This is a genomic window from Klebsiella sp. P1CD1, from assembly GCF_003790505.1.
Lineage (GTDB): Bacteria > Pseudomonadota > Gammaproteobacteria > Enterobacterales > Enterobacteriaceae > Klebsiella > Klebsiella variicola.
In genome coordinates, this window is sequence record NZ_CP033631.1 from 2860629 (window position 1) to 2878498 (window position 17870).

A 17870-nucleotide genomic window follows, 5' to 3' on the forward strand; every position below is an offset into this window, starting at 1 on the left:
GACGTTCTTTTAACGTCAACGGTAGAGTGAGAGTCGATGAACCCTTTTCTTAAGAAAAACATTCGCCTGGGAGCATTCGTTATGTCTTTGATGATTTCATTCGCATCGCCTCTCCGGGCAGAGGCGACGGATATTAAAAACATTGTTCTGGTCCACGGGGCGTTTGCGGATGGCTCCAGCTGGTCTGCCGTTATCCCGTTGCTTCAGGCTGACGGTTATCACGTCACCGCCGTGCAGAATCCCTTGACCTCATTGCAGGATGACGTGACGGCGACGGAACGCGTCCTCGAGCGTCAGAAGGGCGGCGTTCTTCTGGTGGGGCATTCATGGGCTGGCGCGGTTATTACCCAGGCAGGTAATGCACCAAACGTGAAAGGACTGGTCTACCTTTCTGCCCTGGCGCCGGACTCAGGAGAATCTGTCGCCGAGGCTCTGACACGGCTTAATGCGCCGATGGAGGGGATGGAGGCGGATAAAAACGGCTTGATCTGGCTGGATGATGCGAATGCTTTTCATCAGATCATGGCGAATGACCTTTCTGCATCACAGGCACGCCTTCTGGCGGCGCAGCAGCAGCCCATCGCCGCGGGCGCCTTCAGCGAAAAGATAGAGACCGCCGCCTGGCATAGCAGGCCATCATGGTACCTGATCACCGAAAATGACCATGCGCTGAATACGTCGGTCCAGGCGCGTTTTGCCCACGAGATAGGCGCCCACATTTCGCGGATTCATTCCGATCACCTGTCCATGATTTCCCATCCCGCTCAGGTCGCTGAACTGATTAATCAGGCGGCGCTCAGCATAGAATAAATTCAGCGTTTGCTGGAGTTATGAAACCCGTTATTCAGACATGTGCAGTTAAAAGAAATAAGTCAGACATTGAGATCAGTTTCTTAGAACATCAACGACGATTTGCTAATGAGGTGTAGGCCATGATGCACGCGATAACATTGACATACCTGCGTTCGGAAGAGGAAATCTCAGCCCATCTTGAGGCACACAAGCAATGGCTTATGCGCGGAATTAAAGAAGGAAAAATTCTGTTTGCCGGCCCTGTTGATAATCATGCCGGTGGGTTCATTCTTATGCGCGGAAACGATAAGCCCTTGATTCACGCTTTTCTGCAGGAAGATCCTTTTATCGAGCACAACATTGCTGATGCGGTGCTGCTCAGTTTTGAACCCCTGTTATGCGCTCAGGGTGTGCCTGTTGCATGGGCAGATAAGGCTAAATTTATTTAATCCATGTGGCGCGTCCGTGTTCTGATTAACCCCGCCGGCCAGTGCCGGCGGGGGGAGTTGACGATTATTCCCAGCGTTTCAGCAGCAGGCTGGCGTTAACGCCGCCAAAGCCAAAACCGTTCGACAGCGCATAACGCATTTTCTGCGGGCGGGCCTGCAGCGCCACCAGATTGAGACCTGCCGCCTCTTCATCGGGGTGATGCAGGTTCAGCGTCGGCGGCACCACCTGATCGCGCAGGGCCTGAATGGTGAAGATGGCCTCGATCCCGCCGGCCGCGCCTAACAGATGGCCGGTGGCGGATTTCGTCGAGGTAATGGCGACCGGATGGGTGCCAAACAGCGTTTTAATCGCCGCCAGCTCACCTTTATCACCTACCTGCGTTGAGGTGGCGTGGGCGTTGATATGGTCAATCTCGTCGACGGTCACCCCGGCCTGGCGAATAGCGGTCTCCATGGCCCGACGTGCGCCGTTCCCGTCTTCCGGGCCAGCGGTCAGGTGATAAGCATCTGCGCTGGTGCCGTAGCCCACCAGCTCGGCCAGCGGCGTGGCGCCGCGCGCCAGCGCGTGCTCCAGAGATTCGATCACGATAAGCCCCGCGCCTTCTCCCATCACAAAACCATCGCGGTCACGGTCAAAGGGGCGGGAAGCGGCTTCCGGCTGGTCGCTGGAGGCGCTGGACAGCGCCCTTGCTGCGGCAAACCCGGCAAGGCTAACGCGATGAATCGCCGCTTCCGCGCCGCCGCAGAGGGCGATATCCGCCTCGCCGCTGCGGATCATCCGCGCCGCATCGCCAATGGCCTGGGCGCCAGCCGCACAGGCGGTGACCGGCGCGCCGATGGGCCCCCGGAAACCGTGGGCGATAGACACATGCCCGGCGGCCAGGTTGGCCAGAAAAGAGGGGATGGTGAACGGCGAGAGGCGACGCGGCCCGCGTTCATCGGTGGTATGTACCGCATTGGCGATCTCGCTGAACCCGCCGATCCCGGTGGCGATCACCGTGGCGGTGCGTTCCTGTTCGGCCTCGGATGCTGGCGACCAACCGGCCTGGGCCAGCGCTTCGCGGGCGGCGACCAGCGCAAACTCAATAAAGCGATCCATCTTTTTGCGCTCTTTCGCCGGGATGGTCGCCAGCGGGTCGAAGCCGTGCAGCGGATCGCTGTCAATGGACGGCACCTGGCCGGCCACTTTGCAGGGAATATCCGCGACCAGCTGCTCGCTGAGCCGGGTGATCCCTGACTTTCCTGCCAGCAGCGATTGCCAGACGTGCTGTACGCCGCAACCCAGCGGGCTGACAATCCCCATCCCGGTGACGACAATGCGTTTAACGGAAACGCCCAGAGTTAACTCTCCTGTAGTATTAGTGTGCCGGCGGCTTTTTCATCAAGGGAACCAGCAGCGCGGCAAGCAAAAAACCCATCATGATGAGGTAGAAAGCATCGGAAAATGCCTGGGTTCGCGCCTCCCGCAGCGCCAGCGCAGAAAGATTTTTCAGCGCCGCCGTCTGCGCGGCATCCGGCGAGATCCCCTGGACGGTGAAGTTTGCCGCGCTGCGCTGAACAAAATCGCTCATTGCCAGGTTGGCGTTATTCAGATGGTCCGCCAGGCGGCTGTAGTGCAGATTGGTTCTGTCGTTAAGCACCGTGCCGCACAGGGCGATGCCGATGGCGCCCCCGAGGTTGCGCATCAGATTAAACAGCCCGGAGGCCAGCTTCAGGCGCGCGGGCGGCAGGCTGCCCAGCGTCAGGGTCACCGTTGGCGCGACGGCAAACTGCTGCGCCAGTCCGCGAAAGGCCTGCGGGAGCAGCAGCTGGTCCGCCCCAGTCGTGGGTGATCGGAACAAAGCTGTACATCGACACCGCAAAGCCGATCAGCCCGGCCATCAACAGCCAGCGCAGATCGACGCGGTTGGCGAGCCACGAATAAAACGGAATAGACATGACCTGGAACAGACCGGTGGAAAATACCGCCAGGCCGATCTCCAGCGCACTGAAACCGCGCACGCTCCCCAGATACAGCGGGGTTAAATAGATGGTGGCGAAGATGCCGACGCCGGCCATAAACGAGAAATAGCAGCCGAGGCTGAAGGTTCGATCCTGCAGGGCGCGGAGATCCATCACCGGCTGCGGATGGCGCAGGGTGCGGATAACAAAGGCCACGCCGCAGAGCAGGGCGACCCAGGCGGTGGTCGTCAGGGTCGCGTCATCAAACCAGCCCCAGCGCGGACCTTCTTCGAGGGTATATTCCAGGCAGCCGAGGGACAAGGCCAGCAGCAGAATACTGAGATAGTCGGCGCCGCGCAGCAGCGAGGGGTCGGCGCTGTCTACTTTCACCAGCAGCGGCACTGCCACCGCGATGTAAATCCCCGGAACCACGTTGATAAAGAACAGCCAGTGCCAGTTGTAGTTTTCGGTGATCCAGCCGCCCACCGTTGGACCCAGCGTAGGGGCGAGGGAGGCCAGGCCGCCGATCGTCGCCGCGGCAATAACCCGCTGTTTGCCCTGGAAAAAGGCGAAAGCGGTGGTGAACACCAGGGGGATCATCGACCCGCCCGCCAGTCCCTGCAGGGCGCGGAAGGCGATCATACTCTGGATGTTCCACGCCCAGCCGCACAGCAGGCTCATCAGCGTGAAGCCCGCCGCGGAAGCGGCAAACAGCCAGCGGGTCGACATGACCCGGGCCAGCCAGCCGGAAAGCGGAATAATAATGATCTCGGCGATCAGATAGCTGGTTTGTACCCAGACGGTTTCATCGTCGCCCGTCGACAGGCCGCCGCCGATATCCCGCAGCGAGGCGGAGACGATCTGGATGTCGATAAGGGCAATAAACATCCCCACGCACATGCTGGCGAAGGCGAAGATCTTCTTCGCCGTCGGCATCGACAGACCCTGCGGGGCAGACAGCGCCTGAACGGTGCTCATCGAGGGCTCTTTTCGTTCACGGTGACGATCACCGACAGTCCCGGGCGCAGGACGTCAAGCTTTGCCCCGTCACCTTCCAGCGCAATGCGGACCGGCACCCGCTGCACGATTTTAGTGAAATTCCCGGTCGCGTTCTCCGCCGGCAGAATGCTGAAGCGTGAGCCGGTCGCCGGCGCCAGGCTGGCGACATGGCCCTTAAAGGTATGGTTCGGCAGCACATCGGCGACGATGGTCACCGGCTGGCCGGCACGCATATGCGCCAGCTGGTTTTCCTTGAAGTTGGCGTCAATCCACAGGCCGTGCGCGGGCACCAGGGAGAGCAGTTGCGTGCCGCTGCTGACGAACGAACCGGACCACGCGCGGCGGTTGCCAATCACCCCATCGAACGGCGCGCGAATGTCGGTATAGCTGAGGTTCAGCCTCGCCATCTCGAGGTTAGCCTGGGCCTGCGCCAGGGCAGCCAGGGTTTGCTGCTGGCGAGCATCCAGCACCGCCAGCTGACGTTCGGCCACGGTTTTATCCGCTTTGGCTTTCTCCTGCTCGGCATGCGCCCGGCGATAATCGGCGGAGGCGTTATCGCGGATCTGTGCGGAAATCGCGCTCGACGCGGCCAGGGCGTTATAGCGTCGGTTGTCGTTAGCCAGTTTTTCGGTTGCCGCCGTGGCGGCCAGTAACGAGGCCGCAGAGCCGGCAATGGTCGCCTGCTGAAGCTGGCGGGTAGCCTGGATATCGGCCAGCGCGGCCTGCTGCGCCGCCACTTCTCCGGCGGCTTTCGCGAGGGCGGCGCGATAATCGCGGTCGTCAATGCGGATCAACAGGTCACCTTTTTTCACCGCCATATTGTCCTGCACCGCCAACTGCTGGATATAGCCGGAGACTTTGCTGGAGATGGCGCTAATGTCGCCGCCGACATAGGCGTCATCGGTGGTCTGCATAAAGCGCCCGGTATGCCACCAGTAAGCGCCGTAACTCGCTGCCGCCAGGGCGGCAGCGCCGAGGGCCGCCAGGACAAGAATATTTTTCTTACTGGTCGGATTCATTGCTGGCATCTCTGTAAGGTTCAGGCTGGAATTTTTGCCCGCTATCGCCTTCGCGTTTGCGCAGCAGATATTCATGACGATATTTCATCAGCGGCGAGGCGGCGGGGCCCGGCTCCATGGCGTACTTACCCGGAATAATCTCTTCCCCGGTCGCTTTATCCACCATGACTGGCTCCACCCGTCGCTGGGTGGCGGTTTCCACCAGCTGCATCTGACGGCCTTCGGGGGCGAAGTGGCGGTTACCCCATTCCGCCAGCGCCAGCAGCACCATGCGAAAATCGCGGCCGCGTTGCGTAAGGTGGTATTCGTAGCGCGGCGGGGTGCTGCTGTAGCACACCTTCTCCAGCAGCCCGTCGTCGACCAGCGCCTTCAGGCGGCGCGACAGAATATTGGGCGCGACGTTGCTGCTTTTCTGGAACTCGTCAAAGCGGGTAAAGCCCGCGAAGGCGTCACGCAGGATCATGATGCTCCAGCTGTCGCCGATGCGGCCAAGGCTGCGGGCGATGGGGCAGGGAGCGTGGCAAAGCGGTTCATTTTTCATGGGCTGTCCAGTAACCAGGTGGCTTTTGCCAGCAAATTGACATAGTCACTATCAAAATGCAAGTTACTCTTCACGGTACCCAGGGGAGAAGCCGCTCCCGTTTCGCTACGTCGTTTCTCCTTTGAATGCCGAAAAGAGGGACAGTCGCCGCCACCTTATTCCTGCTTTGCCGTAATAAGAGATAAAAATCGCTGATGGCGGATGAAACATTTTAATAATGATAGAAATCGATGTGGTGGGTAATGACCTTTATTAAGGGATGCGATATAAAGTACGGCGAAATGCAAATTAACATTCTCATAACTTATAAAGGTTAAATAAATGAAGCAGGTGGGTATTGTTGGCTGGCGGGGAATGGTAGGCTCTGTATTACTGCAAAGAATGATCGAAGAAAATGATTTCGACGATATTTCAGCGCATTTTTTTAGTACCTCAAGTGCGGGCGGTGTGGGCCCGGTTATTAATGGTAAAAGCGACATCCTTAAAGATGCGAATTCCCTTAGCGCCCTCGCCGAAATGGATATCATCATCACCTGTCAGGGCGGGGAGTATACCAAAGCCATCTATCCAGCGTTAATTAACCATGGCTGGCAAGGTTACTGGATTGACGCCGCTTCGGCGCTGCGGATGGATGAAAAAGCCTGCATTATTCTCGACCCGGTCAACCGCGATAATATCGATCGCGCAGTGAAAGCGGGAGTGAAACTGTTTGTTGGCGGCAACTGCTCCATTACGCTGAGCCTGATGGGGCTGGCCGGGCTGATCAAGGCTGACCTGATCGAATGGATGAGCGTGATGACCTATCAGTCTGCCTCCGGAGCGGGCGCCAAACAGGTGCGGGAATTAATCGCGCAAAGCGCTTATATCAGTCAGCATTTATCTGCGGATGAACTGACGGCATCAGGTTCAGTACTGCCATTGGTAAATAAAGTGAGTGAGCTGATTAACAGCGCGGGTATGCCGGTGGAGAATTTTGGCGTTCCTCTGATGGGAAGCATCATTCCATGGATCGACAGCGATTTAGGCGATGGAAACAGCCGCGAAGAATGGAAGGGCGAGGCGGAAACCAATAAAATTCTTGGCCTTGCGCCCGGCACCATTCCGGTCAATGGCTTATGCATTCGGGTCGGCGTGATCCGCTGCCACAGCGCTGCCATTACCCTTAAACTTAAACGTGAGGTCAGCGAAGCGGAATTCGCTGAGTTAGTCACCCATTCCCATCCATGGGTAAACTATATCCGCAATAATAAGCAAGAGAGTGTCAGTAAATTGACCCCGGCTGCTATTAGTGGTTCGCTGCAGGTAGGAATTGGCCGCTACAAGAAAATGTCGTTAAATAATGAACCCGTCTACTCGGTGTTAACGGTTGGCGATCAGCTACTATGGGGTGCGGCGGAACCCCTGCGCCGCATGTTAAATATCCTGCTGGGCAAAATATAGTTACGGTCATCCGGGGAAAGCCCTCGCGCGCAGGCGGTTAAGACAAATGTTTAACGAAGCGTTTGCGGACCTCCTTGTAGCCGTTATTTTCATAAAATTGATGCGCTCTGATTCTTTTTTCACTGCTTGAAAGTTCGATCTGAGCGCATTGTTTATCGCGGGCGAGGCGCTCTGCGGCATGGAGAAGTTGCTGGCCTATCCCTGATCCACGTGACGATTCCTCGATGACCAGCGCGGGAATTAATGCCCATAAACGGTTCTCATGTACCGGTAAAATAAAATTGATAACGATTACGCCACACACGGCGTTTTCTGTTTCCGCCACCAGCGCACTCATCATACTCTGCGGGGCAGTGATGCGTTGTTCTATGATCGCCGTCTCCGTCTGATAGCCCAGCTGCAGAAATAGCGTTTTCAGCGAGGGGATATCTTTTGATTCAGCCGCTCTGATGAACACCATGATCTTCGACTCCAAATAGCGTGTTACCGGACCGGAAGCGGGCCGGTGGATACCTTATTCTCCGGTCCGCTCCCGTATACGCCACTCAGTCCATCAGACTGACCTGGGCGGCGACAATGCGCCAGCCGTAGGGGAAGCGTACCCAGGTCTGCTGCTGGCGGCCCAGGCGGGCGCTGCCTTCGCGGGTGAACTCGGTGCTGCACACCGCCATATCCGCGCCAAAGGTGGTAATGGTGGTATGGCGCAGATCGCGGGCCAGACCGGCGGCGGGGCGGGCGGCGCGAAAGGCGCGGATCGCCTCGATGCCATACAGATTTTCGCCGGCTCCCAGCCGTACGGTGCGCGGGTCGTGCCAGAACAGCGCATCCAGCGCCTCGATGTTATTGCTGACCAGCGCCTCTTCATACTGATAAAACGCCGCCGTCACCTCGGCGAGGATCGCCGGGCGGTCTACATTATCCAGATTGATCATGCTGCACTCTCCGCCACTCGGGCATCGGTAATGCCCATCGCTTCCAGCGCCCGCGCGGCGCGAAGACAGGCTTGTTCGTTAAACGGCGCGGCAATCAGCTGCAGGCCAATCGGCTTACCGCTGGCGGTGCGCAGGGGGACGGTCACCACCGGCAGACCGAGGAAGGAGATCGGCTGCGTTAGCATTCCCATGCTGGCGCGCACCGGCAGCGGCTGGCCGTTAATTACCATCTCCTCCGCGCCTATTGGCGTGGCGCTGCATGGGGTGGCGGGGGCGATCAGCACGTCGGCCTGGCTGAACAGGGATTTCATTGCCTGGCGAGCATGACGGCGAAAACGCTGAGCCTGCAGATACCATGCGGAGGGGATCATCGCTCCGGCAAGCAGCCGCTCGCGGGAGTGAGGTTCAAAACGCTCTGGCGAGTGGCGAAGATCCGTCAGGTACTGATTGCCGCCTTCGCTGGCGCTGATGATAAAGGCCGCCGAGCGGGCCAGCGCGGCATCCGCGAACTGCAGCTCGCTGTCGGCGCCCAGCGCGTGGGCGATCCGATCCACGGCCGCCCGGGCGTCGTCATCGCACCAGGTGGTGAAATAGCCGCCCAGCCGCGCGCAGCGCAGCCCCTCCAGTCCGCGCTCCAGCAGATTACCGGTGCGCTCGCTGGCTTTATCAGCCTGAAAGTCATCGGCCGGGTCGCGCCCCTGCAGGGCGTCATACACCGCGGCGAGGTCGGCCACCCGGCGGGCAAAAGGACCAATATGATCCAGACTGGCGACAAACGGATGGCTGCCAGAGCGCGAAAGGCGACCGAAAGTGGGTTTCAGGCCAAAGATCCCGCACAGCGACGCGGGGACGCGGATCGAGCCGTTGGTGTCGCTGCCGAGGCTGAAATGGACCAGCCCGGCCGCCACCGCCGCGGCCGAACCGCCGGAAGAACCGCCGGCGATCCGCGACAGATCGTGCGGGTTGCGCGTCGCGCCAAAGTGGCTGTTTTCGGTGGTGAAGCCGTAGGCGTAGGCGTCCATATTGAGCATCCCGCTGAGCAGGGCGCCGGCGCTGTGCAGCTGGCGCACCGCCCAGCTGTCGCTGGTCGCCGGCGGCCGGTCGCTCAGCAGTTCCGCCCCGGCGAGGGTGGTATGCCCGGCGACATCAAACAGATTTTTCACTGCGTAAGGAATCCCTGCCAGCGGCGGCAAGGGGCGCTTTTCCCGGCGCAGGGCGTCAATGCTGTCGGCCTCCGCCAGCATGCGCTGCGCGGTGACCTCGGTCCAGGCGTTGATCTGCGGATTCACGCGGGCGATATCGTCCAGCGTCTGGCGGGCGATCTCCCGGGCGCTCAGTTCGCCCTCGTGCAGCGCACGCTGGATCTCGGCGATAGTGAAGTGATGAAGAGTCATGCTTTATACACCCCCGCAATCTCCTCGCGCGACCCGAGGGGATAGTCCATCAGCGGCTGCGCCATGGCGGCGATGCGGGCAAACTGGCGCTCCAGCTCTTCACGACGCGGCGCATCCAGCTCCATATCCAACAGGTGAGTCATCTGCGTCAGATACTCGCTCCAGTCAGGCTGTGTGGTCATAGTCTGCTCCTTAGTATCCGGCGGCGGCGCCGTTGCTGCGTGGATCGGTCGCCCCTTCAAGCAGGCCGTTGGGATGGCGGACAATGGCGCCGGCGTGGCCCATCGCTTCGCTGAAATCAGCCAGCACTTCCACTTCGTGCCCCAGCTCGCGTAGGTGCGCGATACAGGCGGGGGCAAAGCGTCCCTCCAGCTTCAGTGAATCGGAGGACTGGCCCCAGGTGCGGCCCAGCAGCCAGCGCGGACGGGAGATGCTCTCCTGCAACGGCACCCCCTGCAGGATATAGCGAGTAAACAGCGCCGCCTGAGTTTGCGGCTGACCGTCGCCGCCCATCGAGCCATAGACCATCACCCGGCCATCGTTCAGGCGGGCGGCGGCAGGGTTGAGGGTATGGAATGGCTGTTTGCCAGGGGCCAGCGCCAGGAGATGCTGCGGATCGAGGCTGAAGGCCGCCCCGCGGTTTTGCCAGACGATCCCGGTGTCCGGGAGCACCACGCCGCTGCCGAACTCGTGATAGATACTCTGAATAAATGACACTGCCAGTCCGCTGTTATCCACGACGCCCATCCAGACGGTATCGCCAGGGCCTTTGCCGCGGCCCCAGGGGGAAGCGCTGGCGTCGTCGATGCTGTCGGCCAGCTGCTGCAGGGCTTCCGGGGTGAGCAACTGCTGTACATCCACATCCAGATGGCGTGGATCGGTGATATGCGCATCGCGCAGGGCAAATGCCCGCTTGGTGGCTTCGACAATACGGTGCACTGTTTGCGCGTCGTCGGCATCGGCCATGTTCAGGCGGTCGGTGATGCCAAGGATCGCCAGCGACACCAGTCCCTGCGTCGGCGGCGCAAGATTCCACAGCGTGCCCTGCTGGTGCTGGAGCGTCAGCGGCGCCGGACGCCGGGCGCGGTGGGCCTGCAGGTCGCCGAGGGTGATCGGCATCCCCAGCGCGGCCATACCCTGCGCGAGACGCTCGGCCAGCGGCCCGCGATAGAAACTGTCGAGACCGTCGCTGGCCAGCATGCGCAGGGTACCGGCGAGGGCGGGCTGGCGAAAGCGGCTGCCGGGCCGCGGGGCCTCGCCCGATACCAGCCAGGTTTCGCTGAAGCCCGGCTGATGGCGCAACTCTTCCAGTTTGCTGGCGGTGGCGTGGGCTTGCGAGGCGGTGACCGGAATACCGTCTTCGGCATAGCCGATCGCATCGGCCAGCAGGCGGGCCACCGGCAGCGCGCGGCCGGTTAAGTCCCGTGAAATACGCAGCGCCTCGTCCCAGCCGCTGACGGTGCCGGCGACGGTCAGCGCGGCCTGCGGTCCCCGGTGGGGAATATGCTGCTGTCCGGCGTAGGCCTCGAGGGTCGCCAGCGATCCGGCCGCCCCGCTGGCGTCAATGGCGATGGGGTCTCCCTCAGGCGGTACGATCAGCCAGAAGCCATCGCCGCCGAGGCCATTCATATGGGGATAGACGACGGCGATGGCCGCCGCGGCAGCCACCATCGCTTCAATGGCGCTGCCGCCCTCGCGCAGGATCGCCAGCGCGCTCTGACTGGCGAGGTGATGGGGGGCCACCGCCATGCCGTGGGTCGAAACGTTGCTACTGTGCATAAATTATCCTTTCTGAACGAATCACCCGCAGAACACTGCAAAAGCTGTTCCATCTCTGAACGTTTCGTTTCATTGATAAAAACAATGACCAGAATTTTCCCACTGGCACGCTATGTGTAAGGCATAGCAGATACAGTATGATGAGGGATGGATGATGAAACGAAAGTTACAGGGGCGCTATGCAACAACTCGATGAACGACTGAAAGGGCAATACGCCTCGCTGTCGCCGCAGGAGCAGCGGGTGGCGGATTTCATCTTTGACCACTTTGATGACCTGATAAGCTACAACAGCGCCGAGCTGGCGCAGCTGAGCGGCGTGTCGAAAGCCACCGTCAGCCGGCTGTTCAAGCGCCTCGGTTACGACAAATATAAGGATATGCGCGATGAACTGCGCACCCTGCGCCAGAGCGGGATGCCGCTCACCGACCAGCGCGACGCGGTGCAGGGTAACACGCTGCTGGCGCGCCATTATAAGCAGGAGATGGCGAATCTCACCCAGTGGGTCAACGCCCTCGACGCCCGCCAGTTCGCCGAGGCGCTGACGGCGATGGTGGGCGCGCGCCGCATTGTGGTGGTGGGGATGCGTAACGCCTATCCGGCGGCGCTGCACTTGCGCCAGCAGCTGCTGCAGGCCCGCGGCCAGGTGCTGGTGCTGCCCCAGCCGGGTCAGAGTCTCAGCGAAGAGCTGGTCGATCTGACCGCCGATGATCTGGTGGTAATGATGGCGTTTCGCCGCCGGCCGCGAATAGTACGCCCTCTGCTGCAGCAGCTGCAGCGCGACGGGGTGCCGGTCCTGTTAATGTGCGAGCCGCAGGCCCACAGCCTGTTTCCGCTCTCCCGCTGGCAGCTCTGCGCGCCGCTGGACAGCGTCTCCGCCTACGACAGCTATGCCTCGGTCAACAGCCTGATTAATCTGCTGGCCAATGCCTTTCTCCATGAAACGCTCGACAGCGGTCGTCCGCGCATCCACGATATCGCCACGCTTTATCAGCAACTGGACGAGCTGGAACAACGCTAATGGGGCGCCAGCGTGGTGCTTTGCATTATTATGGTGCAAGAAAAACCACGTGATGGCGCCGCCGCTCGCTGAACACTTTCCCGTTAACGCTTGTCCTTTCTCACTTTTTGTTTTAATTCCTCGCCAACTCTCGCCTCGTCTGTATCTGGCACATTAGTTGCAAAAACAGATTCAAAGAATCTTTTGTTTCATGCTAACGTAACGGGTAAACATCATGAAGAAACTGTTGATCGCACTGGCCGGGGCCGCTTGTCTCCTTTCGTCTGTTTCTGCCGCGCAGGCTGACCAGCTCCAGGATATTGAAAAACGCGGCGTCATTCGTATTGCCGTGCCTCAGGATTTTCCGCCGTTCGGCTCGGTGGGCACCGACCTGCAGCCGCAGGGGTATGACATCGATATGGCGCGCTATCTGGCGAAATCGATGAAGCTCAAGCTGCAGCTGGTCCCGGTGACCAGCGCCAACCGCGTGCCGTATCTGCAGACCGATAAGGTGGACCTGGTGATCTCCAGCCTCGGCAAGAACGCCGAGCGCGAGAAGGTGATCGACTTCAGCCGCGCCTACGCGCCGTTCTTCCTCGGCGTGTTTGGCCCGAAAGGGGCGGAACTGAAGGACGCGGCCGCGCTGAGCGGCAAAAGCATCGGGGTGACCCGTGGGGCGGTGGAAGATATGGTACTGACCAGCGTGGCGCCGCAGGCAGCGCAGATTAAGCGCTACGAGGATAATAACACTACGCTGTCGGCTTACCTGTCCGGTCAGGTGCAGTATGTCGCGACCGGCAATCTGGTGGTGGCGGCCATCTCCCGGCAGAACGCCGACAAAGCGCCGGTGCCGAGCTTTATGCTGAAGGACTCGCCGTGCTTTATCGGTCTGAAAAAGAACGAACCGGCGCTGAAGGCGAAAGTGGATACCCTCATCGAGCAGGGCATTAAGGACGGCACCCTCAACGGTCTGTCTGAGAAGTGGCTGAAAGCGCCACTGCCTGCCAGCCTCGGCGCGTAAGGTCTGGGGATGACGGAGCAACTTCATTTCTCTGAGCTCTGGCCGCACTGGCCGGAGCTGCTGGCCGGCCTGTGGGTGACGGTGCAGTTGACGGTGCTGGCGACGATCGGCGGACTGGCGATCGGCATCCTCGGGGCGGCGATCCGCAGCGGGCGCCCGGGAATGCTCAGCCGGGTATGGGGCGGATATGTGGAAATCATCCGCAACACGCCGTTTGTGGTGCAGCTCTTTTTTATCGTCTTTGGTTTACCGAACCTTGGACTGAAGATGACCGCCGGTGAAGCGGCGCTGCTGGCGATGGTGGTTAACCTCGGCGCCTATAGCACCGAGATCGTCCGCGCCGGTATTCAGGTGACGCCGAAGGGCCAGTGGGAAGCCGGTCGCGTGCTCGGGCTTAGCCGGACGCAAACCTTCGTTCGCGTCGTATTGCCCCCGGCGCTGCAGCGGATTTACCCGGCGCTGGTCAGCCAGTGCATCATCGTGATGCTCGGCTCGTCAGTGGTGTCGCAGGTCTCCTATGAGGAGCTGACCTTCGCCGCCAACCTGATCCAGTCGCGGACATTTTTGAGCTTTGAGGTCTATCTGGTGACCACCGGGATCTACTTAGCGTTATCGATAGCGATGCGCCAGCTGCTGATGGCGGCGGGGCGTAAATGGCTGGGGGTACAGGCCTGATGACCACTTTTACTGACTGGGACATTATCCGCAACCTGCTGCTGGCCGGTCGCTGGACGGTGCTGCTGTCGCTGGTCGCGTTCACCGGCGGGGCGCTGGTGACCTTACCGTTACTGCTGCTGCGCCTCACCGGCGGACGCCAGGTGAAACGGCTGATCCGCGGCTACATCGAGCTGTTTCAGGGCACGCCGCTGCTGATGCAGCTGTTTCTGGCATTCTTTGGCGTGGCGCTGTTCGGCATCGACGTCTCGGCGTGGACCGCCGCCTCGGTCGCTCTGACGCTTTACACCAGCGCCTTTCTGCTGGATATCTGGTTCGGCAGCATTCGCGCGCTGCCCAAAGGCCAGTGGGAGGCCTCGCGGTGTCTCGGGCTGAGCTTCGGCCAGACCTTGTACCGGGTGGTGGCGCCGCAGGCGCTGCGCATTGCCATCGCGCCGACGGTGGGCTTTGCCGTACAGGTGATCAAAGGCACGGCGCTGGCATCGATTATCGGCTTTGTGGAGCTGACCAAGGCCGGGACGATGCTGACCAACGTCACTTATCAGCCGTTTAAAGTGTTTGCCCTGGTGGCGCTGGGCTATTTCATTCTGTGCTATCCGCTGTCCCGCTACAGCCGCTATCTGGAGAACAAATTCAATGCCTCTCATCACCATTAATCAGATGCAGAAGTACTACGGCGACAACCATGTGTTGAAGGGCGTCGATCTGGATATCGACATGGGGGAAGTGATCTCGATCATCGGCCGCAGTGGCTCGGGTAAAAGCACCCTGCTGCGCTGTATCAATGGTCTGGAGGGCTACCAGGAGGGCAGTATCAAGCTCGGGGGCATGACCATCACCGACCGCGATTCACAGGCCCGGGAGATCAGCCGCTCTATCGGCATGGTGTTCCAGAATTTTAACCTGTTCCCGCACATGACGGCGCTGGAGAACGTCATGCTGGCCCCGCGGCGGGTGCTGAAGAAGTCCCAGGCCGAATGCCGGGAGCTGGCGCAGCGGATGCTGGAGAAGGTCGGTCTTGGCGACCGTCTGGATTACTATCCGGCCAATCTCTCCGGCGGCCAACAGCAGCGCGTGGCCATTGCCCGGGCGCTGGCCATGTCGCCGAAAGTTTTACTCTGTGACGAAATCACCTCGGCACTCGACCCGGAACTGGTGGGTGAAGTGCTGAAGGTGCTGGAGCAACTGGCGGCGGAAGGTATGACGCTGATCCTCGTCACCCATGAAATGAATTTTGCCCGCGAAGTGGGCGACCGCGTGGTGTTTATGCATCAGGGACGCGTCTGGGAGCAGGGCGACAGCAAAACGCTGTTCGCCAGTCCGCAGACCAGCGAACTGAAACAGTTTATCTCCTCGGTGCGCGGTCTTAACTAACGTAAGGAATGGCAGATGGATATCACTCAGTTTTCGCAAATTAACCCGCCGCAGCGCCTGCTGATGGGGCCGGGGCCGATCAATGCCGACCCGCGCGTGCTGCGCGCCATGTCGAGCCAGCTGGTTGGCCAGTACGATCCGGCGATGACCCACTACATGAATGAAGTCATGGCGCTCTACCGCGGTGTGTTTCGCACCGAAAATCGCTGGACGATGCTGGTCGACGGCACCTCGCGCGCCGGGATCGAAGCGATTCTGGTGTCGGCGATCCGTCCGGGTGACAAAGTGTTGGTGCCGGTGTTCGGCCGGTTTGGACATCTGCTGTGCGAGATCGCGCGTCGTTGCCGGGCAGAGGTGCACACCATCGAGGTGCCGTGGGGCGAGGTCTTTACGCCGGATCAGGTTGAGGACGCGATCAAGCGCGTGCGCCCGCGCCTGCTGCTCACCGTGCAGGGCGATACTTCCACCACCATGCTGCAGCCGCTGGCGGAGCTGGGGGAGATTTGCCGTCGTCACGAAGTGCTGTTCTATACCGACGCCACCGCGTCGCTCGGCGGTAACCCGCTGGAAACCGACGCCTGGCAGCTGGACGCCGTGTCCGCCGGGATGCAGAAGTGCCTGGGCGGTCCTTCCGGCACCTCGCCCATCACCCTCAGCCCGCGGATGGAAGAGGTCATCCGCCGCCGTCGTTGCATTGAGCAGGGGATCCGCACCGACGCCCACCACGATGGCGTCGACGAGATGATCTACTCCAACTATTTCGATCTCGGCATGGTAATGGATTACTGGGGGCCGGAGCGCCTTAACCACCATACCGAAGCGACCTCGGCGCTGTTCGCCGCCCGGGAGTGCGCGCGCCTGATCCTCCAGGAGGGACTCGACAACGGCATCGCCCGCCACAAACTGCACGGCGATGCGCTGCTGAAGGGCATCCAGGCGATGGGGCTCGAGACCTTTGGCGACCTGCGGCACAAAATGAATAACGTGCTGGGGGTGGTGATCCCCAACGGGGTCAACGGCGATCAGGTACGCAAACTGATGCTGGAAGATTTCGGCATTGAAATTGGCACCTCGTTTGGTCCGCTGCACGGTAAAGTCTGGCGCATTGGCACCATGGGCTATAACGCGCGTAAAGACTGCGTGATGCAGACGCTCAGCGCGCTGGAAGCGGTCCTGAACTACCTCAAGTTCACCACCACTCAGGGCGCGGCGATGCAGGCGGCCTGGGATCACTACCGCACCGAGGCCACCCTATGAGTGATACCGCCCGCCAGCAGGCGGAGAGAGAAGCGGCTGCCAGCCGGGTGATGGCGCGTGCCGATCGGCTGGCCACCCTCAGCGAAACCGCCGATGCCCTGACCCGGGTCTATCTGTCGCCCGAGCATCTGCAGGCCAACCAGTTGGTGGGCCAGTGGATGCAGGCTGCCGGCATGATGGTGTGGCAGGACAGCGTCGGCAACATCTGCGGACGCTATGAAGGACAACAGGAGGGGGCGCCGGCGGTGCTGCTGGGTTCTCATCTTGACACCGTGCGCAACGCCGGACGCTACGACGGCATGCTCGGCGTGCTGGCGGCGATTGAGGTGGTCCAGCGTCTGCACCAGCAGGGGCGACGGCTGGCAAAGGCAATCGAGATCGTCGGCTTTGGCGATGAAGAGGGCACCCGCTTTGGCATCACCCTGCTCGGCAGCCGCGGCGTCACCGGCACCTGGCCTGAAAGCTGGCTGTCACAGTGCGATACCGACGGCGTGAGCGTCGCCCAGGCGCTGGTGAATGCCGGACTCGATCCGGCGCGGATCGGCGATGCGGCCCGTCTCCCGCGGGATATCGCCGCCTATCTGGAGCTGCATATCGAGCAGGGGCCGTGCCTGGAGCAGGCGGGGCTGGCGCTCGGCGTGGTGGAGGCGATTAACGGCGCCCGACGGCTGAACTGCCGCTTTACCGGCGAAGCTGGCCATGCCGGCACGGTGCCGATGCTCCACCGCAAGGACGCCCTCGCCGCGGCGGCGGAATGGATGGTGCAGGTGGAAAACCTGACCCGGCAGCGCGGCGGTAACCTGGTGGCGACGGTCGGCACCCTGCGCTGTGCGCCGGGCGCGGTGAACGTGATACCGGGCGAGGTGCAGTTGACGCTGGATATTCGCGGCCCGCAGGATGCGCCGCTGACGGCGCTGCTGGATGAGCTGCTGGGCGAGGCGCAGGCCATTGCCGGGCGTCGCCAGCTGCGTTTCGCCGCCGAGGAGTATTATCGCATCGCCGCCACCGCCTGCGACAGTCACCTGCAGGCGGTGCTGGGCGAGGCGGTAGCGGCGGTGCAGGGGCGTTCGCTGACGCTGCCGAGCGGCGCAGGGCATGACGCCATCGCCATCGCCGAGCGCTGGCCATCGGCCATGCTGTTTGTGCGTTGCCGGGGGGGCGTCAGCCATCACCCGGCGGAGTCGGTCACCGCCGCCGACGTCGGACTGGCTATCGACGCTTTCTCCCGGGCGGTAGAGAAGGTGGCCGACGCCTGATCG

The 17870-nt window shown here is 61.2% G+C and carries 18 protein-coding genes and 2 pseudogenes; 10 read left to right on the forward strand and 10 right to left on the reverse strand.

What is annotated here, in order from left to right; translation table 11 throughout:
* Positions 1-81 precede the first annotated feature (81 nt).
* The gene (locus tag DTA24_RS14275; RefSeq protein ID WP_016161078.1) at positions 82-810 is read left to right on the forward strand and encodes an alpha/beta fold hydrolase; all 729 of its coding nucleotides are present in this window, start codon (positions 82-84) and stop codon (positions 808-810) included.
* Positions 811-932: 122 nt separating this feature from the next.
* Positions 933-1241 carry a YciI family protein gene (locus tag DTA24_RS14280; protein WP_023340176.1) on the forward strand — a complete coding sequence of 103 codons (309 nt, stop codon included), beginning with the start codon at positions 933-935 and terminating at the stop codon, positions 1239-1241.
* Positions 1242-1305: 64 nt separating this feature from the next.
* On the opposite strand, the gene fabF is transcribed toward DTA24_RS14280, so the two are convergent.
* The 5 genes and pseudogenes from fabF to DTA24_RS28200 all read right to left on the reverse strand — a co-directional run.
* Positions 1306-2580: a beta-ketoacyl-ACP synthase II gene (fabF, locus tag DTA24_RS14285; protein ID WP_123836905.1), complete on the reverse strand. Its 1275-nt coding sequence runs from the start codon at positions 2578-2580 to the stop codon at positions 1306-1308.
* Between the two features lie 19 nt (positions 2581-2599).
* Positions 2600-4160, reverse strand: a pseudogene (locus DTA24_RS14290) (DHA2 family efflux MFS transporter permease subunit).
* The gene (locus DTA24_RS14295; protein WP_032733066.1) at positions 4157-5200 is read right to left on the reverse strand and encodes an HlyD family secretion protein; all 1044 of its coding nucleotides are present in this window, start codon (positions 5198-5200) and stop codon (positions 4157-4159) included. Before DTA24_RS14295 ends, DTA24_RS14290 begins: the two are co-directional and overlap by 4 nt.
* The gene (locus tag DTA24_RS14300) at positions 5184-5741 is read right to left on the reverse strand and encodes a winged helix-turn-helix transcriptional regulator (protein WP_123836906.1); all 558 of its coding nucleotides are present in this window, start codon (positions 5739-5741) and stop codon (positions 5184-5186) included. The genes DTA24_RS14295 and DTA24_RS14300 overlap by 17 nt, the downstream gene beginning before the upstream one ends.
* Positions 5738-5857 (reverse strand): annotated as a pseudogene (locus DTA24_RS28200) (hypothetical protein); the annotation flags it as partial. The pseudogene DTA24_RS28200 and the gene DTA24_RS14300, both read right to left, overlap by 4 nt.
* Positions 5858-6062: 205 nt before the next feature.
* Between DTA24_RS28200 and asd the strand changes: the two are divergent.
* Positions 6063-7181, forward strand: a complete 1119-nt coding sequence (gene asd, locus DTA24_RS14305; RefSeq protein WP_064323519.1) for an aspartate-semialdehyde dehydrogenase — start codon at positions 6063-6065, stop codon at positions 7179-7181.
* A gap of 37 nt (positions 7182-7218) precedes the next feature.
* On the opposite strand, the gene DTA24_RS14310 is transcribed toward asd, so the two are convergent.
* The 5 genes from DTA24_RS14310 to hpxW form a co-directional block, all read right to left on the reverse strand.
* Entirely contained in the window at positions 7219-7641 is a 423-nt protein-coding gene (locus DTA24_RS14310; RefSeq protein WP_109956417.1) for a GNAT family N-acetyltransferase, read from the reverse strand.
* Positions 7642-7726: 85 nt separating this feature from the next.
* Positions 7727-8113: an oxalurate catabolism protein HpxZ gene (gene hpxZ / locus DTA24_RS14315; protein WP_002905421.1), complete on the reverse strand. Its 387-nt coding sequence runs from the start codon at positions 8111-8113 to the stop codon at positions 7727-7729.
* Entirely contained in the window at positions 8110-9507 is a 1398-nt protein-coding gene (locus DTA24_RS14320; RefSeq protein WP_080930340.1) for an AtzE family amidohydrolase, read from the reverse strand. The genes hpxZ and DTA24_RS14320 overlap by 4 nt, the downstream gene beginning before the upstream one ends.
* Positions 9504-9689, reverse strand: coding sequence for an oxalurate catabolism protein HpxX (gene hpxX, locus DTA24_RS14325; protein ID WP_023322648.1), 186 nt, complete (start codon positions 9687-9689; stop codon positions 9504-9506). The genes DTA24_RS14320 and hpxX overlap by 4 nt, the downstream gene beginning before the upstream one ends.
* A gap of 10 nt (positions 9690-9699) precedes the next feature.
* Positions 9700-11286, reverse strand: a complete 1587-nt coding sequence (gene hpxW / locus DTA24_RS14330) for an oxamate amidohydrolase (protein ID WP_109956406.1) — start codon at positions 11284-11286, stop codon at positions 9700-9702.
* A gap of 179 nt (positions 11287-11465) precedes the next feature.
* Here hpxW and hpxU point away from each other — a divergent pair, with 179 nt between their 5' ends.
* The 7 genes from hpxU (at position 11466) to hpxK (ending at position 17867) form a co-directional block, all read left to right on the forward strand.
* Positions 11466-12305, forward strand: coding sequence for a MurR/RpiR family transcriptional regulator HpxU (gene hpxU / locus DTA24_RS14335; RefSeq protein ID WP_012968180.1), 840 nt, complete (start codon positions 11466-11468; stop codon positions 12303-12305).
* Between the two features lie 214 nt (positions 12306-12519).
* The gene (locus DTA24_RS14340; protein ID WP_004143665.1) at positions 12520-13305 is read left to right on the forward strand and encodes a transporter substrate-binding domain-containing protein; all 786 of its coding nucleotides are present in this window, start codon (positions 12520-12522) and stop codon (positions 13303-13305) included.
* Positions 13306-13314: 9 nt separating this feature from the next.
* Positions 13315-13980 carry an amino acid ABC transporter permease gene (locus DTA24_RS14345; protein WP_004176117.1) on the forward strand — a complete coding sequence of 222 codons (666 nt, stop codon included), beginning with the start codon at positions 13315-13317 and terminating at the stop codon, positions 13978-13980.
* On the forward strand, positions 13980-14636 hold the full coding sequence (locus DTA24_RS14350) for an amino acid ABC transporter permease (protein WP_004179948.1): 657 nt from the start codon (positions 13980-13982) through the stop codon (positions 14634-14636). Before DTA24_RS14345 ends, DTA24_RS14350 begins: the two co-directional genes overlap by 1 nt.
* Positions 14617-15354, forward strand: coding sequence for an amino acid ABC transporter ATP-binding protein (locus DTA24_RS14355; protein ID WP_004179947.1), 738 nt, complete (start codon positions 14617-14619; stop codon positions 15352-15354). Before DTA24_RS14350 ends, DTA24_RS14355 begins: the two co-directional genes overlap by 20 nt.
* Before the next feature lie 15 nt (positions 15355-15369).
* Entirely contained in the window at positions 15370-16611 is a 1242-nt protein-coding gene (locus DTA24_RS14360) for a pyridoxal-phosphate-dependent aminotransferase family protein (protein ID WP_008804831.1), read from the forward strand.
* Positions 16608-17867, forward strand: coding sequence for an allantoate amidohydrolase (hpxK, locus tag DTA24_RS14365; protein WP_008804832.1), 1260 nt, complete (start codon positions 16608-16610; stop codon positions 17865-17867). The genes DTA24_RS14360 and hpxK overlap by 4 nt, the downstream gene beginning before the upstream one ends.
* The last annotated feature ends 3 nt before the right edge of the window (positions 17868-17870 follow it).